This is a genomic window from Pseudomonas sp. TH15 (assembly GCF_016651105.1).
Lineage (GTDB): Bacteria > Pseudomonadota > Gammaproteobacteria > Pseudomonadales > Pseudomonadaceae > Aquipseudomonas.
The window spans coordinates 3,333,521-3,350,564 of record NZ_JAEKEL010000001.1 but is presented as its reverse complement, the minus strand read 5'-3'; the positions used below and the strand labels follow the sequence as shown (position 1 = coordinate 3,350,564).

The window sequence follows — 17,044 nt, the reverse complement described above, 5'->3', positions numbered from 1 at the left end:
TCCTCGGTAGTGGGATGGTGCTTATGGCGCCGGCACGTTGGGCCGGCGCTCTTTTATGTTCGTCAGAAGGCAAAGCACGAGCAGCCAAAGGCGCCCCAGAAACCCGCAAAATCGCTCACCGGCGCATTCGACAAGCGCGCCTTTTCATGGCTGTGGGAATGCACGCCGCACGGCCCGCTGCAATGGTGAACCTGAGCCTGCATCGGCGAGGTCGGGCGCCAGTGACCCGGGACTTTCACCACCGGCGACCAGTCCGGCAGTACCGGCACGCTGGCCGGGCCAAGTTTTTCGAAGTCCCCGGCGGCATACACCACTTTGCCGCCAACCACGGTCAACACCGACTCGATCCACTTGATCGCTTCTTCATCGACGCTGAAGAAGTCGGCGCTCAGGGCCGCAACGTCTGCCAATTGGCCGACCTTGATCTGGCCTTTCTTGCCTTGCTCGGACGAGAACCAGGCGCTGCCGTGGGTGAACAGCTCCAGCGCGGTGATCCGCGGCAGGCCTTCGGCGTACAGCTCCAGGCCGCCGACGGTGCGGCCGCTGACCATCCAGTACAGCGAAGTCCAGGGGTTGTAGCTCGATACCCGCGTGGCGTCAGTGCCGGCGCCGACCGGTAGGCCTTCGGCCAACATGCGCTTGATCGGCGGGGTCGCTTCGGCGGCTTGCGCCGTAGCGGTCGACGAAGTATTCGCCCTGGAACGCCATGCGATCCTGAATCGCAATACCGCCGCCCAGCGCTTTCACCCGCTCGATGTTCTGCGGGGTGATGGTTTCGGCGTGGTCGAAAAACCACGGCAAGCCGTTGAACGGAATGTCACGGTTGACCTTCTCGAACACGTCGAGCATGCGGCTGATGGATTCGTTGTAGGTCGCGTGCAAACGGAACGGCCAACGCTGTTCGACCAAGTGGCGCACCACCGGCTCCAGCTCCTCCTCCATGGTTTGCGGCAAGTCCGGGCGCGGTTCGAGGAAGTCTTCGAAATCCGCTGCCGAGAACACCAGCATTTCCCCGGCGCCGTTGTGCCGCAGGAAGTCGTCGCCCTGATGCAACTTGACGCTGCCGGTCCAGTTCTTGAAGTCGCTCAGCTCTTCCTTGGGCTTTTGGGTGAACAGGTTGTAGGCGATGCGCACCGTCAGTTGCTTGTCGTTGGCCAATTGCTCGATCACTTGGTAATCGTCCGGATAATTCTGGAAACCGCCGCCGGCATCGATGGCGCTGGTCAGGCCGAGGCGATTGAGTTCACGCATGAATTGGCGGGTCGAGTTGACCTGATATTCCAGCGGCAACTTCGGCCCCTTGGCCAGCGTCGAGTAGAGAATCATCGCGTTCGGCCGGGCGACCAGCATGCCGGTCGGGTTGCCGTTGGCATCACGCACGATCTCGCCACCCGGCGGGTTCGGCGTGTCGCGGGTGTAACCGGCGACGCGCAGGGCGGCGCGGTTGAGCAAGGCGCGGTCGTACAGGTGCAGGACGAACACCGGTGTGTCCGGCGCGGCCTGGTTGAGTTCTTCCAGGGTCGGCATGCGCTTTTCGGCGAACTGGAATTCGTTCCAGCCACCGACCACCCGCACCCATTGCGGCGTTGGTGTGCGGTCGGCTTGATCCTTGAGCATGCGCAGGGCATCGACCAACGAAGGCACGCCTTCCCAGCGCAGTTCGAGGTTGTAGTTCAGGCCACCTCGGATCAGGTGCAAGTGCGAGTCGTTTAGGCCGGGAATGACGCAGCGGCCCTTGAGGTCGATGACCTGGGTGCCGGAACCGCGCAGGGCCATGGCTTCGCCGTCGTTACCGACCGCGACAAAGCGCCCGTCCTTGATTGCCACCGCGCTGGCCAACGGCTTCCCGCGGTCGACGGTGTGGAATTGGCCATTGAATAAAATCAGATCGGCGTTCATCGCGGTTCCTCAGGCAGATGGGAATGTGACGTGTCGGCTGTCAGCCACGGCGCGAACAGGCGCGTCGCCCGAGGCATGAACAGGTACACCACCGAAACCACGATGGTCACGGTGATCAGGAAAGTGGCGACCACGTAATTGGACAGGAAGGCGTTGAGCTTGAGCAGCGGCCCCCAGATCAGCGGCACCAGCAAGGTGTGCGGCAGAATCACCAGCAAAGTGATCACGGCCTGCTTCCAGCGCGGCGGTGGCGAGGCGGCGTCGGCCAGTGGCGAGAACCAGAACTCATTGACCGGGTTGACCTCGGTCTGGTCGCCGTCAGCCAGCATCGGTGTGGCTTCGTTGACCAGTTCCAGGCGTTGCGGCGAGTCGAGCCACAGTTGCATCGCTTCGGTGGAGCAAAAGCGCAGCACGCAGGTGTAGGTGTCGAGGCCGGCGTTCTTGCCGCGCACCACGTCCACGCCCAAGTGCCCTTCGCGCTGCCCGGCGATGCGCACGATGTTGCGCAGCCAGGCTTCGTAAGGCGCCTCGAAACCGGCCTTGACCCGGTGCTTGACGATCAGGGTCACGACTTCCTCGAAACCCGGTTTTGCAGCGTCGGCGCGGTTGGCATCAGGCATAACGAAAGACTCCGGCGAAACGATCATTGAGCGCCAGCCGTCCCGGCCCGGCGATAAGGATGCTGGTGAACACAATCAACAGCAGCCAGCCGAACTGCCCTTCGAACAGGCTCCATTGCGGATGCACAATCAACAGCGCCACCAACAGCACACACAGAATAGGCAAGCACGCCAAACGCACCAGCACCCCGGCGACGATCAGCAGCGGGCACAGCACCTCGGCGAAGATCGCCAGGATCAGCGTCAGGTTGGCACCGAGGTGGAACGGATCTTCGATCTGTTGCAGTTGCGCGCTGTAGTCCAGCAGCTTCGGCAAGCCATGCACCCACAGCAAAAACAACCCGCCGCTGACCCGCAGAAACAACAGTCCAAGGTCCCGAGCCCATTCATCCCGTTGAGAACCGTGCATGGGCCCACCCTTTAATAGTTATTGGGGTGAATCATGCCGGTGATGCGGAGGAAGAAATTGAATGGATGTGCTCTCTTCGGGACCTTCCCGCCAAGAGGCGCCGAAGATGCCGAGAGTGGCTTTTGCTCAGGGCACAGCCCGAATCGTGTATTCACGCGTTTGAAAGATCGCCGCCGTATTAGCGTTCGCAACCTGATCCAAGTTGACCCTGAAACGAATGATCAGCTTGCTGCCGTTCCTCAGCAGTCGCAGGTAATCGGCGGAGATCACAGGGCTGAAGCTGCCATTGGTCACCCAGGCGCGATGCACCATATTTGTCGACCCCACCCACATCCGCAGGTTGTGCGCACCGGTGTTGCTCTGGCCCTCCAGGTCGAGCCAGATCCGTTGGTTCACTGCGATAAACGGCCAGATAAGAAACAACAGATTTGCGCCGAATGGAACGTCTTTCAGATCGAGAATATCAGTGCCGTTGGCCTGAGTGATCCGCGGAGCCACAAGTCGATCCAGCGCAATCTGCGACACGTTCAGACGCAGGGGTTGAGAGGTCACCGGAGCAGAGGTGCCTCGGGTATAAGTAGAGGTCACCTCCATTGATTTTCCGATGCTGAATGGCACCAGCAGCACGGGCAATCTGATTCTGACCGGGCGTGTGGTGCCGGCCGTAACCGGCGTGGTGGTATGCGAACCGGCAGGGAGAGTGCCGACAGCGGCTGTCACCGTTACTGAAACCATATCGGTGGGTTGATGGTCGTAATTGAGCTCAGCCGTCAGGGTCGTTGTTGCGTCCAACGGATTGAGGTTTATGCCATCGGGTGCCTCGACAATCATCAGCGGCAAGGTTTGAATCACGACGTTGATCAGCCATCGATTTGAGGCGCCGCCGCTGCCATCCGCCAACGCCACCGTAAACCCATGCGATCCGCCTGTCAGGTCAGCCGCGACGTAGTTCCAATGACCGTCAACGACATCGACCGTATCGAGTCTGGTCATGCCATCGAATACATTCACTTTATCGGAAGCGCTGCCACTTAGCGTGACCGTGGTGTGTCGGGTGTCAGCGCCGTCGTGTATGTCTCCATCAAGATCCGTGACTGACGATATCTTCGGCCCGTTAGAGGCTGCTGACAGTACGATGTAGTTTCGATGCGCAAATGGCTGCGCGAGCGACGGATCCTGACTTCCTTGCAGCCCGGCCATGAAGTTCAGCGACAGTACGCTGCCATTACGCAGACGTTGCAATGGTTCAGCGTCGAAGTTCTGCTCGAAAAAACCGTAGCGGTTGAATTCGTCATCGACCATGTTGCCCGGCGCTTGCCAGTATCGCGCCTTGAAAGCACTGCCATCGGCGTTTTGGCCTTTGAGTTCTAGCCAGAAGGGATTGCCGCGCCTGCCCAGTAGCCACGCATTTATACGCAAGGTGAACTCAGAAAGGTTGCTGACATTCAGCTCACCACCCTGACCGTCGTTATCGGCCTGTCGGATAAATGGTCGAGGCAGATCCAATTGATTGACGCCTGTTATGTAAAGCGGCAAAGGCTGTGAAGTAACCGGAGGCTCAATGCCACGATAAACCGTGTAAAAGACGATGACGCTCTGCTCGAAGTTGAAAGCCACCAAGAGGTTATCAATATGGGTTTGGAAAGGACGTGTGAACCCGCCGATCGGTATACGCGGTGATGTGTAAGACCCGGAACCTGGCGTTCCTGCCCAGGTGATCGTGAGACTGTCTCCTGGCCGCCAGTCGAAGTCGATCTTGACCGTCAAGTTGTACCGAGCGGCCTCTGGATCCAACAAACCATCAGGTCGACTTTCTTTGATTGAGAGCGGCGGCAGACTGCCACTGTCAAGCTCACGTATCAGCGCATCCATGTTCACGTCCTTTTTGGGCCACCTTGCACATAGGCCAATCAGACATCCGAACAAGGGGATGCGCCACTGTCAGAACTGTCAGGTCAAGCGCTGTTTCAGATGAACGGTTGCTCAAATCACGGGGATATCCAGCGGCGCAGCCATGAACTGGCTGATCCGCGATCTCACCCACTTTTCCGCCGGATCGTTGTCATGCACCCCGCTCCACGCCATCGATAACTGCGCCGCATCAATAGGAAACGGCGCGGCTTCGGCGCGCAACGCGCAACCTTCGACCAACGCACAGGCAGCGTAATCCGGCACGGTGTCGATCATTTCGGGTTCCGGGCGATCGTCGCCTCAGGACTTTGCAGGGGACAATACGATGTAGTTTCGATGCGCAAATGGCTGCGCGAGCGACGGATCCTGACTTCCTTGCAGCCCGGCCATGAAATTCAGCGACAGCACGCTGTGATTACGCAGACGTTGCAATGGTGCAGCGTCGAAGTTCTGCTCGAAAAAACCGTAGCGGTTGAATTCGTCGTCGACCATGTTGCCTGGCGCTTGCCAATATCGCGCCTTGAAATCACTGCCATCGGCGTTTTGGCCTTTGAGTTCTAGCCAGAAGGGATTGCCGCGCCTGCCCAGTAGCCACGCATTTATACGCAAGGTGAACTCAGAAAGGTTGCTGACATTCAGCTCACCGCCCTGACCGTCGTTATCGGCCTGTCGGATAAATGGTCGAGGCAGATTCAATTGATTGATGCGTGTTATGTAAAGCGGCAAAGGTTGTGAAGTAACAGGAGGTTCAATGCCACGATAAACCGTGTAAAAGACGATGACGCTCTGCTGGACGTTGAAAGCCACCAAGAGGTTATCAATATGGGTTTGGAAAGGACGTGTGAACCCGCCGATCGGTATACGCGGTGATGTGTAGGATCCGGAACCTGGTGTTCCTGCCCAGGTGATCGTGAGACTGTCTCCTGGTCGCCAGTCGAAGTCGATCTTGACCGTCAGGTTGTACCGAGCGGCCTCTGGATCCAACAAACCATCAGGTCGACTTTCTTTGATTGAGAGCGGCGGCAGACTGCCACTGTCAAGTTCACGTATCAGCGCATCCATGTTCACGTCCTTTTTGGGCCACCTTGCACATAGGCCAATCAGACATGTGAACAAGGGGATGCGCCACTGTCAGAACTGTCAGGTCAAGCGCTGTTTCAGATGAACGGTCGCTCACATCACGGGGATATCCAGCGGCGCAGCCATGAACTGACTGATCCGCGACCGCAACCATTTCTCCGCTGGGTCGTTGTCGTGCACGCCGCTCCAGGCCATCGACAATTGCGCGGCTTCGATGTGGAACGGCGGGTCTTCGGCGCGCAACGCACAGCCTTCGACCAAGGCACACGCGGCGTAATCGGGCACGGTGGCGATCATTTCCGTACCGGCAAGCAATGCGCGCAAACCGCTGAACTGCGGCACGCCCAGCACCACGCGGCGGTGGCGGCCGATCTTGGCCAGGTCGAGGTCAATGTTGCCGCTCAAGTCCCCGGAAAACGACACCATCGCATGCGGCCGTTCGCAGTATTCGTCCAGGGTCATTGGGCCAGGCCGATTATCCCCGCGCAGGACTTTGCAGGGGATGTCCCGCAGTTTCTTGCGCTTGGCATTGGCCGGTAAATCGGTGGTGTAGCTGACGCCCACGGAGATTTCCCCGGATGCCAGCAGCGCCGGCATCAGCAGGTAGTTGGCCCGGCGCACGACAACGATGATGCCTGGGGCCTCTTCCCGCAACTGACTCAATAACGGTGGAAACAGACCGAACTCGGCGTCGTCCGACAGTCCGATGCGAAACACGTCGCAACTGCTGGCCGGTTCGAATTCCTTGGCGCGGCTGACCGCCCCGGAGATGACGTCCATCGCCGGTTGCAGTTCCTTGAGAATCGCCAGCGCCCGCGCCGTCGGCTCCATGCCGCGACCGTTGCGTAGCAGCAATGGGTCGTCGAACAGATCACGCAAACGCCCCAGCGCCGCACTCACGGCCGGTTGGCCCATGAAGAGTTTTTCGGCGACCCGGGTCAGGTTCTTTTCGAACATCAGGGCTTCGAAAATCACCAGCAGGTTCATGTCGACGCGGCGCAGGTCGTTACGGTTCATCAGCTCGATTTCCTTCCAAGGCCAGCCAGACGCCAGTGCTACGCACTTTAGCCGATCAACGGTGGTTTATTCGCGGGTCTGTTAAGCAAATTAACAACGATTAACTCGTCAGTCGTCGGCCCGCGACCAACAATCGCTTCACTGCGCAGCGTTGTTTTTTGACCTGAGGGAAGCCGCCTGGCGTGGATCCCTCACCAACACGGACCTTGGCCATGGCTCATTTACAGCATACCGTCGCCCTCGCCCCTGCCTGCGAACCGAGCACTGCGCGCATCGGCGGCCTCAGCCCGCAACGCGTGCGGCGGGTAAAGCAATTGATCCTCGAACGTCTTGGCGAAAGCCTGGAAGTGACCGAACTGGCCAAGGCCTGCGCGCTGTCACGCAGTCATTTTTCCCGGGCGTTCAAGTGCAGCACCGGCCTCTCGCCGCAGGACTGGATTCGCTGCCAGCGGATCGAGCGGGCCAAGCAACTGATCCGCGACACCGACCTGACCCTGACGCAAATCAGCCTGGAATGTGGCTTCTGCGACCAAGCGCACTTCTGCCACATCTTCACCCGCAGCGAAGGCATCACGCCGTTTGCGTGGCGGTGTCAGGTGGTGCGTGAACGGAACAACCTGCGCTCCGCGCCCGCGCTGTTTTGATGCCGCCGCTGAAGCCATTCGTTGCACCGATGCTCAAACCTGAGGATTATGCCCGGACACCCCGAAACAGACGGCTTGCACACAGTCTGTCGGGGCTGGCGCATCATCCCAGGAGCGAGCTGTTGAGTCCTCATCCGAATCAGGCGATCGGTTTCGGCCCTTACCGGATCTACCCGGGACAACGTCTGGTGCTGGAAGGCGACCAGCCTTTGCGCCTGGGCCGGCGTGCCATGGACATTCTGTTGATCCTGCTGGAGCACGCCGGGAATGTGGTCAGCAAGCAGCAATTGATCGCGCAGGTGTGGCCCAAAAGCGTCGTCGAAGACATCAATTTGCGGGTGCACATGGCGGCACTGCGCAAAGCCCTCGGCGACGGTCAGGCCGGCCAGCGCTACATCGTCACGGTGGCTCAGCGCGGTTACAGTTTTGTGGCGCCGTTCTCGCTGGCGTCTATCGAGCAGCACCCCGACAACGAGGCCCACGAACCGCGCCGACATAACCTGCCGGTGCGCCGCACCCGACTGATCGGGCGTCAGCATCTGGTGGACAGCTTGGTGACACATCTCGCCCGCCAGCGCTTCATCACCCTGGTCGGCCCCGGCGGTATCGGCAAGACCACCGTGGCCCTGCGGGTGGCCGAACAACTGATCGGTCATTACCGCGACGGCATTCGCTTGTTGGACCTCGCGCCACTCAATGACCCGGCGATGATCACTGCGCATCTGGCGACACTGCTGGACCTGGCGCTGCACGACGGCGAGCCGATGAATAGCCTGGCGACCTGCCTGCGGGAACGGCAGATGCTGCTGGTGATCGACAACTGCGAACACCTGATTGATGCGATTGCGCTGCTGTGCGAAGGCATTCTGCGTGGCGCACCGCAGGTGCATATTCTGGCCACCAGTCGCGAGAGCCTGCGGGCCGAAGGCGAATACGTGCAGCGCCTGGAGTCGCTCGACTGCCCGCCACCCACGGCCGTACATGACCGTGCGCAAGCGCTGGGTTTTTCCGCGCTGCAACTGTTTACCGAACGCGCCATGACCGCTCATGAGCATTTCGAACTCAACGAAGCCAACCTGGCGCAGGCCATCGAAATCTGCCAGCGGCTGGACGGAATTCCGTTGGCACTCGAGTTGGCAGCAGCGCAAATCAGCGAAGCGGATCTGAGTGGCTTGCTCAGTCAGTTGCAGGGGCGCTTGCCTGCGTTGATCGCGGGCAATCAGCAGCGTCACCTCACGCTGCGCGCCACGCTGGACTGGAGTTTCAACCTGCTTGGCCACGGCGAACAAACCTGCCTGCGCCGCCTGGGCGTGTTTCGCGGCAGCTTCACCCTGGAGTCCGCTGCGGCGGTGATGGGTGCTCAGCAGATTCTGCCCGGCGAGGTGATGGTCGCGGTTACGCAACTGGTGGCCAAATCACTGCTCAATGTCGAGGTCGGTGATGAAGAGGTGTTCTACCGCTTGCTCGACACCACCCGGCGCTATGCCCTGGAAAAACTCGATCACGCCGCCGAACTCGGCGAAACCCGCAAACGTCATGCCGAACGCTGCCTGGCGTTGATGCATCAGGCGCAGACCGCTTGGGAACACACCCCGACCGCGTTATGGATCGAGCGCTACGCGCGGTGTCTGGAAGACTTGCGCGCCGCGCTGGACTGGTGCCTGAGCGGCGCCGGCCCGACGGGGCTGGCAATCGAATTGGCGGCGACTTCGGCGCCGTTATGGCAAGAGTTGTCGCTGCTCAAGGAACACGGCGTGTACGTGCGCCGGGCCTTGGCGCTGCTCGATGCCGCCGCCGAGCCCTGCCCTCGCCTGACCATCGCCCTGAAGCTCGCCCTCGGCAGCTCCTGTTACCACGCCCAGGGCGGCACCGCCGAAACCGTCGACGCCTTCGTCAGCGCCAGAACCCTGGCTGAACGTTACGATGACGTTGCCGGTCAGTTGCGGGCGGTGTCCGGGCACATGGCGGTCAATCTCAGCCGTGGTGAGTATCAGGCAGCGTTGGCGCAAAGCGAACATTTCGACCGATTGGGGCTGCACGGCGATGCAGTGTTGTCGCTGAGCACCCACCGTTTGCGCGTGCTGGCGCTGCACTTTTCCGGGGATCAGCAACAGGCGCGGGAGCATGCCGAGCAAGTCATCCAGCGCATGGCCCAGAGCGGCCACCTCAACCGCTTCACCCACGGTTTTGGCGTGCAGTACGATCAGAGCGTCGCGGCGCTAACGATTCTGGCGCGGATTCTCTGGCTGCAAGGCCAGCCGGAACAAGCCTGGCGCACTGCCCGGCAGGCGCTGGACATCGCGATCCAGATCAACCACGGCACGTCCATCTGCTACACCCTGGCGCTGTCCGGTTGCCTGATCGCCCATTACAACGGCGACACGGCTACCGCCCGCGAACTCTTGCGTATGTTGCTGGAGCAAGCGCAGAAGCATTCGGTGGTGCTGTTTTATAACTGGGCGCGGCAGTATGCGCAGGTGATTGAAGGGGCCGAGGGGCCTTCGCTAGCGGGTGTCGGGCTAGTGAAAGAGATCATGGTGACGCTGGATGGTGGTTTTGTTGATGGCGCGTTGTTGGCGCGTGCTGAAAGCGGCGCGGCGGGTTGGAGTACGGCGGAGATTCTTCGGGTTCGGGGGGAGCAGTTGCTGATCACCGATTTTGCGGGGGTGAGCGGATGCCATCACGAGCAGGCTCGCTCCCCCATGGGATCCTCGCCAGGCATGCAACCCTGTCGGCGCGAGCCCGCTCGCGATGGCGTCCGCTCAAACAACGCTGAAATTCGCAAAGCCGAACAGACTCTGCTTCAGGCCCTGTCGATCGCCCAATCCCAAGGCGCGCTGGCCTGGGAACTGCGCAGTGCCACGTCACTGGCCCAGCTCTGGAAACAGCAAAACCGCTACCACCAGGCCCTTGATCTGCTGACCCCGATCTACCAGCGCTTCACCGAAGGCTACGCCACGCCGGATTTGCGCAAGGTGCGCTTGCTACTCGACGAGTTGCGCAGTCAAACGCAAGGCGCCTGCCTGGGACATACGCCCCAGATAATGTAAATGCCGACTCTCGAAGTCGCCGCTGATCAGTTTTTCCCGGGCATACAGCCGAGTGGTATTGAGCATTCGGTAATGCACAACACCCTCCCCGCGCACTACTGTCAGCAACGACTTCTGCACCAGCTGTTCGATGATCGATTGACCCTCTGCCTCAGCGATGACCGCCAGTGCCGCCTCAAGGGTGAAGGTCACTTTGAACACCGTCAGCCGTTGCAGCACCCACTGCTGCGGTTCGGTCAGGCTCCGATAGCTCCATTCCAGAGCTGCTCGCAGGGTCTGATGCCGTGGCACAGCAGTGCGGCGGCCCTGCAATTGCAGGCAATTGCCCAACTGTGCCTGCAAGCCCAGCAGCGCCAGCGCATCGATCTGCGCCGCTGCCAGCTCAATCGCCAAGGGCAAACCGTCGAGTCGCCGACAGATGTCACGTATCACCTGCAAATCCTGTTCGCGCAAGCGGAAGCCCTGCTGACGAGCGCGCGCTCGACTGACAAACAATTGCACCGCCGAGTAGCCCATGACCTCTTCGACACTGTTCAACGCCGAGGACCTGGGAATGCTCAGCGGCGCCAAAACCTGCACGGTTTCCAGATTGGCGCGCAGTGCTTCGCGACTGGTAGCGAGGATCGACAGGCGCGGCGCGGCGTCCAGCAGCGTCTCTACCAACGCCTTGCAGGCATCGCGTAGATGTTCGCAATTGTCGAGCAACAGCAAGCAGTGCTGGGCTGCCAGCGTCGATAAATCGGTGTCGAGGGTTTGCAGAAGGTGGTCGAGCAGCGGCGTGCGCTCATCGATCACTGCCAGATCCACCCGCCAGACGCCATCACGAAAATGCTGCAAGAGCAATTCCGCGACCCGCAACGCCACTGTGGACTTACCGACACCCGCTGGCCCCGTCACGCTCATCAACCGGCACAGCGGCAATTGCCGCACCATGGCGCCGACCAGTGAGTCGCGCCCCGTCACCGGCGTCAGCCTTGCCGGCAAGTTGTGCTGGGGCGCTTGCAGGCTTTCAAACACCACTTGCGCAACACTGTCGGCATGTACCGGGGCCACGAAGCTGTAGCCGCATTGCGGCACGTTGACGATATAGCGCTGGCCGTTTTCGCCATCGCCAAGCGCCCGACGCAACGCGGCAATGTGCACGCGCAGGTTGATCTCTTCGACCACGGACGTTGGCCAGACCAACGCGATCAGATGCTCCTTCCTGACCACACGGCCGGCGCGCTCGACCAGCACCTGGAGGATGTCCAGCGCGCGGCCGCCCATGCGCAGTTGCCGATCCCCTTCGAGGATCAGGCGCTGGCGCAGGTGAAACGCGAAAGGCCCGAAACGCAGCACAGACGCCGAGTTGAAATCGTTGAGACTGTTCATGCCAACTATCTTGGCAGCCTCGGTTGACGCTACAACTACCGCACGGGGCGCAGCACGGACATCACGGTGCGCACAACGGACACAACCGCTCTAGCTGAACTGTTCGCGGTACTGCGCGGGGGTCAAACCGAGCTTTTCACTAAACAAAAAACGCATGTGCCGCACGCTGCCGAAGCCGCTTTTGTAGGCCACGGTCTTGAGCGGTGCGTCGCTGGTTTCCAGCAGATTTCGCGCACGGTCAATGCGCGCACTTTGCAGGAACTCCATGGGCGTCATGTTCACTTCCCGAGCAAACAGCCGGGCGAAGTGCCGCGAACTCATGTTCGCCAGGCTCGCCATGCGTTCGATGCTGAAGGCTTCGTCGAGGTGTTCGAGTACGTAGTTCTGTACTCGGGTAATGGGGGTTTCGTGCGGGGCGACAGCAGCCATCAGCGGACTGAACTGCGCCTGCCCGCCCTGGCGTTTCATCACCACCAGCAGCACTTTGGCCACATCCTGGGCGACTTTTTTGCCGTGGTCCTGGGCGACCACTGCCAAAGCCAGGTCGATGCCAGCCGTCACACCACCGGAGGTGATCAGGTTACGGTCCTCAACGAAGATTTGATCGGTTTGCACCGTTGCCTTGGGGAAGCCTTTGATCAATCGTTCGGTGTAGTGCCAGTGAGTGGTGACGCGAAAACCGTCCAGCAACCCGGCATACCCGAGCACAAACGCGCCGGTGCAGATCGAGCCATAACGCTCGGCCCGGGCAACGGCCCCGCGCAGCCAGGCCAGCAGAGGCTCGCTTTTTTCGTTGTAGGCACCGGGACCGCCCGGCACCAGCAGCAAATCATAGTGCTCCTGAGCCTGATCAATGTGTCGGTCGGTGTGCACCAGCACACCGTTGGATGCACGCAGCGGCCCGAGCTCGGTGCCCAATGTCGTCAGTTGGTAATGCGACTCAGGCTTGAGATAGCGATTGGCAACCGAGAAGACCTCCATGGGCCCAGCCATGTCGAGCAGGAGAAAGTTGGGGAACAGCACCATTGCCACGGTTTTCATGAGGAGCCATCGCTGAGATCAAAGATAAATGAACGCATGAAACAGGCTGAGCATTATGGCCAAGTGCAGCGCGGTCGACGGAAAAGAATGCGTGAACTACCGCGCATTACTGTCAACCTGAACGGGACAGTATTTCAGTTTTCATCTACTTATTGCATCGAGCAGTAACCATTAACCTTCTCCTCACTCGGACGAATTCACGTCCTGACAGGAGATTTCATCATGCTGACCCTTCGCAAAGCCTCGGATCGCGGCGCGGCCAATCACGGTTGGTTGAAGTCGTTCCATACCTTTTCCTTCGCCAACTATCGCAACCCGAAAGAGCAGGGTTTTTCCGATCTGTTGGTGATCAACGATGACCGCGTGGCAGCCGGCAAAGGCTTTGGCCAGCACCCGCATCGGGACATGGAGATTTTCTCCTATGTGCTCGAAGGCGCCCTGGAACACAAGGACACCCTGGGCACCGGTTCGGTGATCCGCCCCGGCGACGTGCAGTTGATGAGCGCCGGCAGCGGCGTGGCCCACAGCGAGTACAACCACTCGGCCACCCGTGGCGTGCATTTTCTGCAAATCTGGATCGTTCCTGAGGTCAGCGGCGCCAAACCGCGCTATCAGCAAGAGCACTTCAGTACCCAGAAAAAACGTGGGCGCCTGCAACTGATCATCTCCCCGGACGGGGCCAAGGGTTCGCTGTCGGTGCGCCAAGATGCGCGAGTGTATGCCGGGCTGTTCGACGGCAAGGAAAGCGCAACCCTGGAACTGGCGGCCAACCGCTACGCCTATGTGCATGTCGCTCGTGGGAGTGTTGAACTCAACGGCGTGCAGTTGCAGGAAGGCGACGGCGTGCGGGTTCGCGAAGAACAGGTGCTGACCTTGAGCAATGGCGTGGATGCCGAAGTGTTGGTGTTTGATTTGCGGCCGCAGGAATTGCCGGAAATGCCATGAAGCGGCGTTTCAACCGCTCACAAAAAACGGCCTTCTCTGAAGGCCGTTTTTTATTGTGGCGGCGTGAGCATTGGCAACATGAAAGGCTTGGGGACACTGAAGTCCTTGCCGGCCTGAATCGCTGTCAGGGTCGTTTGAATGGCCACATACATGTTGGCCTGGTTGGCGTAATAGGACCCGATGACAATGGCGACTATTCCCAATAACTGTACGGCCGTTGCCGCCCAGACATTGGCCTTGACTGTAGCCCCTTGCCTGGCCGCTTCCTCAGCGCTTCTGGCAAGCCCTCGTATCTCCTGAGCAATCAAGTCGTAGCGCTTGTCTCGCTCCGCCTGAGTTTTCTCTCGTTCGACCTGAGTGTTTTCTCGCTCGACTTGAGTCTTGTCGCGCTCTGCCTGCGCCGACAGAAACGCATCAATTTTTGTCGACACCGCGTCCACCCGAGCATCCATCCTTGTTTCGATGGTCTCGATCCTGGCGTTGAACTCTTCACGACTTATAGCGTTCATGGCTTGGGTATTCCGACTTTTGTTCGAGAGGTCACTGATTGGAGATTGATTGAATTGCATGGTTTTCAATTCGACACCTTCCTGGGTCTACCGATACCGTCCCTGGTACATCACGGGTACATCACGGGTACATCACGTCAGTACGAGCAATACGCCGCTCACTGAGCTGTCGAAACGATAGAACCCTTGCCAAAACCTGACAAGCCGGCAGATTCTGCCTCTGCTGTAGGCCGTTTCGTCAGAAGATGTAGCCTCGCCAAAACAGCTTTTTCGCTTAGTCGTTCTCCGATGCGAATACGTCGACGATCTGCTCGATCACCGCCCTCACCCGCGCGGTATGGCGCAAATCCGCGTGGGTCACCAGCCACACTTCATAGGGCAACGGCCGCGTTCGTTCAGGCCAGAGCCTGACCAGGCCATCGCGCTCGCCCATGTACACGGGGATTTCTCCTACACCCAAGCCTGCCGCAAGCGCACGGCGCACCAACAGGCTGGAACCGAGCCCGGCAACGATCCGCCCGCGATTTATCGGCTCAGAAACCAGAGTCAGGTCTTTGTTGCCCTGCAAGTACGGCTGATAGACCACCAGATCATGGCCCTCGAACGCTGAGCCCGGCGGCGGAACACCTTTGGCGTCGACATAGGCCTGCGACGCGAACAACCCCACCGGCCAACGGGCGATCCGTCGCGCGATCAGGTCCGGATTGTCCGGGCGGGTGTTGCGCACGGCGATATCCGCCTCGCGCTTGGCCAGGCTGAGAATTTGCGTGGAGGCATCCAGCAGCACCCGCACATCCGGGTGCTGCTCATGTAGACGGGCAATTGCCGGAATCAGGAAGTCGATGGCCAGTGAATCGGTGGTGCTCACGCGCACGCTGCCGGTGAGACGGTCATCCAGGCCCTGAATCTGTCGCTCCAGCTCCAGTGCCGAATGCTCCATTTTCTCCACACTTTTCAGCGCCGCTTCGCCAACCGCGGTCAGTGCGTAGCCGTCCGAGGTGCGCAAGAACAGCGTCGCGCTCAAGGATTTTTCCAGGGCGGTGACGCGTCGCCCCACCGTTGCCTGATCCACACCCAGCACCCGCGCGGCTCCGCGCAGTGTCGACTCGCGACAAACAGCGAGAAACACCCGTGCATCATCCCAATTCATACCGTCTCCAGATGATGCAATTACGCATCAGTGCGCCGCCAATTCGCTGCGTTATCGCAGCAACGATAGCCGATATGCTGAGCGCCATAAACCTTCCTTGGAATCGCTATCATGCGCACATCCTCCCCCTCCGGGCTCTGGCTGCCGATCTTCGCCGGCCTCTGCGCCAGCCTGGTCAGCATCGGTCTGGCGCGGTTTGCTTACACACCGCTGATTCCCGCGTTGATTCAGGCGCAGTGGTTTTCGGCCAATGACGTGGTGTACCTCGGCGCGGCCAATCTGGTCGGTTATCTGATCGGCGCCCTGCTCGGCCGGCCGCTGGCGCGGCAACTGAGCAACAAAACCGCGCTGCGCATAATGATGCTGGCGGTGACGGCGGCGTTTTTTGCCTGTGCGTTTCCGTTGTCGGTGATTTGGTTCTTCGCCTGGCGGCTGCTCTCGGGGATCGCCGGCGGCGCGATCATGGTGTTGGTCGCGGCGACCGTATTGCCGCATGTGCCGGCGGCGCGCAAAGGCCTGGCCAGTGGCGCGATCTTCCTGGGTATCGGCCTCGGTATCGCAGGGTCCGGCACGCTGGTGCCGCCGCTGTTGAGCCTTGGTTTGCAAGACACCTGGCTGGGCTTGGGCGCGTTGTCGCTGCTGCTGACGGCGCTGAGCTGGTTCGGTTGGCCGGCCGATCTTGCCCACGCGGACGTTGCGCACGATGCCGCGGCGGCTCAGCCGACACCGCCCGGCGTTTATCTGTTGTTTGGCCAATATGCATTCATGGCGGCCGGCCTGGTGCCGGCCATGGTCTTTCTGGTTGATTACGTGGCGCGCGGACTCGGCGCGGGCGCGCATGTCGGGGCGCTGGTGTGGGTGATGTATGGCTTGGGCGCGATTGTCGGGCCGGTGAGTTATGGCTTTCTGGCGGACCGCTTTGGCGCGCGCAGGAGCATTCGGCTGGTGCTGGTGGTGCAGGCGATTGCCCTAGGCTTGCTCGCTGTTGCCCACTCCTTTCTGGCGCTGGCGTTGCTCGCGGTGGTTCTCGGCTCGTTCCCGCCGGGCATCGTCCCGCTGGCGCTGGCCCGGGTGCATGAACTGCTGCCGGAGCATCATCGCCAGCAAATCGCCTGGAGCCGCGCCACGGTGTCGTTTGCCACGTTTCAGGCGCTGGCCGGATTTGCCTATTCGGCGCTGTTCAATGCCACGGGTGGCCATCACGCGTTGCTGTTTGTGATTGCGGCTGGCGCGATTGGGGTGGCGCTGTTACTGGAGCAGGCGGCAATTTTCTGGAAACACACAAACCCTTGCAGGCGTGAGCCTGCTCGCGATGGCAATTCGCCTGAAAACACAGCGCTGACCGTTGTGGCGCCTTCGCGAGCAAGCTCGCTTCCACAGGGTTAACAGCATCGACCT

General features: G+C 60.4%; 13 protein-coding genes and 2 pseudogenes. 4 read left to right on the top strand and 11 right to left on the bottom strand.

The window, feature by feature from the left end:
- Window positions 1-62: 62 nt before the first annotated feature.
- From JFT87_RS15120 to JFT87_RS15090, 7 genes and pseudogenes are all read right to left on the bottom strand, one after another.
- Window positions 63-1,899, bottom strand: a pseudogene (locus tag JFT87_RS15120) (amidohydrolase).
- Window positions 1,896-2,519, bottom strand: coding sequence for an antibiotic biosynthesis monooxygenase (locus tag JFT87_RS15115; protein WP_201202411.1), 624 nt, complete (start codon window positions 2,517-2,519; stop codon window positions 1,896-1,898). Before JFT87_RS15115 ends, JFT87_RS15120 begins: the two are co-directional and overlap by 4 nt.
- On the bottom strand, window positions 2,512-2,928 hold the full coding sequence (locus JFT87_RS15110; protein WP_201202410.1) for a DoxX family protein: 417 nt from the start codon (window positions 2,926-2,928) through the stop codon (window positions 2,512-2,514). Before JFT87_RS15110 ends, JFT87_RS15115 begins: the two co-directional genes overlap by 8 nt.
- A gap of 126 nt (window positions 2,929-3,054) precedes the next feature.
- A complete protein-coding gene (locus JFT87_RS15105) occupies window positions 3,055-4,800 on the bottom strand; it encodes a hypothetical protein (RefSeq protein ID WP_201202408.1) in 1,746 nt (581 codons plus the stop codon).
- Between the two features lie 111 nt (window positions 4,801-4,911).
- Window positions 4,912-5,118 (bottom strand): annotated as a pseudogene (locus tag JFT87_RS15100) (LysR family transcriptional regulator); the annotation flags it as partial.
- 21 nt (window positions 5,119-5,139) lie between these two features.
- Window positions 5,140-5,901, bottom strand: coding sequence for a hypothetical protein (locus JFT87_RS15095; protein WP_201202406.1), 762 nt, complete (start codon window positions 5,899-5,901; stop codon window positions 5,140-5,142).
- A gap of 111 nt (window positions 5,902-6,012) precedes the next feature.
- Complete coding sequence (locus JFT87_RS15090; protein ID WP_201202404.1) at window positions 6,013-6,936, bottom strand: LysR substrate-binding domain-containing protein; 924 nt, start codon at window positions 6,934-6,936, stop codon at window positions 6,013-6,015.
- A 212-nt stretch (window positions 6,937-7,148) separates the two neighbouring features.
- Between JFT87_RS15090 and JFT87_RS15085 the strand changes: the two genes are divergently transcribed.
- Together JFT87_RS15085 and JFT87_RS15080 are read left to right on the top strand one after the other, a co-directional pair.
- Window positions 7,149-7,580: a helix-turn-helix domain-containing protein gene (locus JFT87_RS15085; RefSeq protein WP_201202401.1), complete on the top strand. Its 432-nt coding sequence runs from the start codon at window positions 7,149-7,151 to the stop codon at window positions 7,578-7,580.
- Between the two features lie 122 nt (window positions 7,581-7,702).
- Window positions 7,703-10,630 (top strand): ATP-binding protein, encoded by a 2,928-nt coding sequence (locus tag JFT87_RS15080; RefSeq protein ID WP_201202400.1) that lies wholly within the window; start codon window positions 7,703-7,705, stop codon window positions 10,628-10,630.
- On the opposite strand, the gene JFT87_RS15075 is transcribed toward JFT87_RS15080, so the two are convergent.
- Both JFT87_RS15075 and JFT87_RS15070 read right to left on the bottom strand, forming a co-directional pair.
- A complete protein-coding gene (locus JFT87_RS15075; RefSeq protein ID WP_201202397.1) occupies window positions 10,565-12,001 on the bottom strand; it encodes an ATP-binding protein in 1,437 nt (478 codons plus the stop codon). The genes JFT87_RS15080 and JFT87_RS15075 overlap by 66 nt on opposite strands.
- Window positions 12,002-12,091: 90 nt before the next feature.
- On the bottom strand, window positions 12,092-13,042 hold the full coding sequence (locus JFT87_RS15070; protein ID WP_201202396.1) for a GlxA family transcriptional regulator: 951 nt from the start codon (window positions 13,040-13,042) through the stop codon (window positions 12,092-12,094).
- 222 nt (window positions 13,043-13,264) lie between these two features.
- Here JFT87_RS15070 and JFT87_RS15065 point away from each other — a divergent pair, with 222 nt between their 5' ends.
- On the top strand, window positions 13,265-13,987 hold the full coding sequence (locus JFT87_RS15065) for a pirin family protein (RefSeq protein WP_201202395.1): 723 nt from the start codon (window positions 13,265-13,267) through the stop codon (window positions 13,985-13,987).
- Between the two features lie 50 nt (window positions 13,988-14,037).
- Here JFT87_RS15065 and JFT87_RS15060 read toward each other — a convergent pair whose 3' ends face one another.
- Both JFT87_RS15060 and JFT87_RS15055 read right to left on the bottom strand, forming a co-directional pair.
- Window positions 14,038-14,556, bottom strand: coding sequence for a hypothetical protein (locus JFT87_RS15060; RefSeq protein ID WP_242487315.1), 519 nt, complete (start codon window positions 14,554-14,556; stop codon window positions 14,038-14,040).
- Between the two features lie 214 nt (window positions 14,557-14,770).
- Window positions 14,771-15,646, bottom strand: a complete 876-nt coding sequence (locus tag JFT87_RS15055; RefSeq protein ID WP_201202394.1) for a LysR family transcriptional regulator — start codon at window positions 15,644-15,646, stop codon at window positions 14,771-14,773.
- Between the two features lie 111 nt (window positions 15,647-15,757).
- On the opposite strand from JFT87_RS15055, the gene JFT87_RS15050 reads away from it, so the two are divergent.
- Window positions 15,758-17,032: a YbfB/YjiJ family MFS transporter gene (locus tag JFT87_RS15050; RefSeq protein WP_201202393.1), complete on the top strand. Its 1,275-nt coding sequence runs from the start codon at window positions 15,758-15,760 to the stop codon at window positions 17,030-17,032.
- Window positions 17,033-17,044: the final 12 nt, after the last annotated feature.

Excerpts from the sequence above, each read along its gene's own strand:
- JFT87_RS15050 (WP_201202393.1), top strand. The coding sequence starts at position 15,758 with ATGCGCACATCCTCCCCCTCCGGGCTCTGGCTGCCGATCTTCGCCGGC.
- JFT87_RS15075 (WP_201202397.1), bottom strand. The coding sequence starts at position 12,001 with ATGAACAGTCTCAACGATTTCAACTCGGCGTCTGTGCTGCGTTTCGGG.
- JFT87_RS15090 (WP_201202404.1), bottom strand. The coding sequence starts at position 6,936 with ATGAACCGTAACGACCTGCGCCGCGTCGACATGAACCTGCTGGTGATT.
- JFT87_RS15060 (WP_242487315.1), bottom strand. The coding sequence starts at position 14,556 with ATGCAATTCAATCAATCTCCAATCAGTGACCTCTCGAACAAAAGTCGG.
- JFT87_RS15070 (WP_201202396.1), bottom strand. The coding sequence starts at position 13,042 with ATGAAAACCGTGGCAATGGTGCTGTTCCCCAACTTTCTCCTGCTCGAC.
- JFT87_RS15065 (WP_201202395.1), top strand. The coding sequence starts at position 13,265 with ATGCTGACCCTTCGCAAAGCCTCGGATCGCGGCGCGGCCAATCACGGT.
- JFT87_RS15105 (WP_201202408.1), bottom strand. The coding sequence starts at position 4,800 with ATGGATGCGCTGATACGTGAGCTTGACAGTGGCAGTCTGCCGCCGCTC.
- JFT87_RS15085 (WP_201202401.1), top strand. The coding sequence starts at position 7,149 with ATGGCTCATTTACAGCATACCGTCGCCCTCGCCCCTGCCTGCGAACCG.
- JFT87_RS15110 (WP_201202410.1), bottom strand. The coding sequence starts at position 2,928 with ATGCACGGTTCTCAACGGGATGAATGGGCTCGGGACCTTGGACTGTTG.
- JFT87_RS15055 (WP_201202394.1), bottom strand. The coding sequence starts at position 15,646 with ATGAATTGGGATGATGCACGGGTGTTTCTCGCTGTTTGTCGCGAGTCG.
- JFT87_RS15095 (WP_201202406.1), bottom strand. The coding sequence starts at position 5,901 with ATGGATGCGCTGATACGTGAACTTGACAGTGGCAGTCTGCCGCCGCTC.
- JFT87_RS15115 (WP_201202411.1), bottom strand. The coding sequence starts at position 2,519 with ATGCCTGATGCCAACCGCGCCGACGCTGCAAAACCGGGTTTCGAGGAA.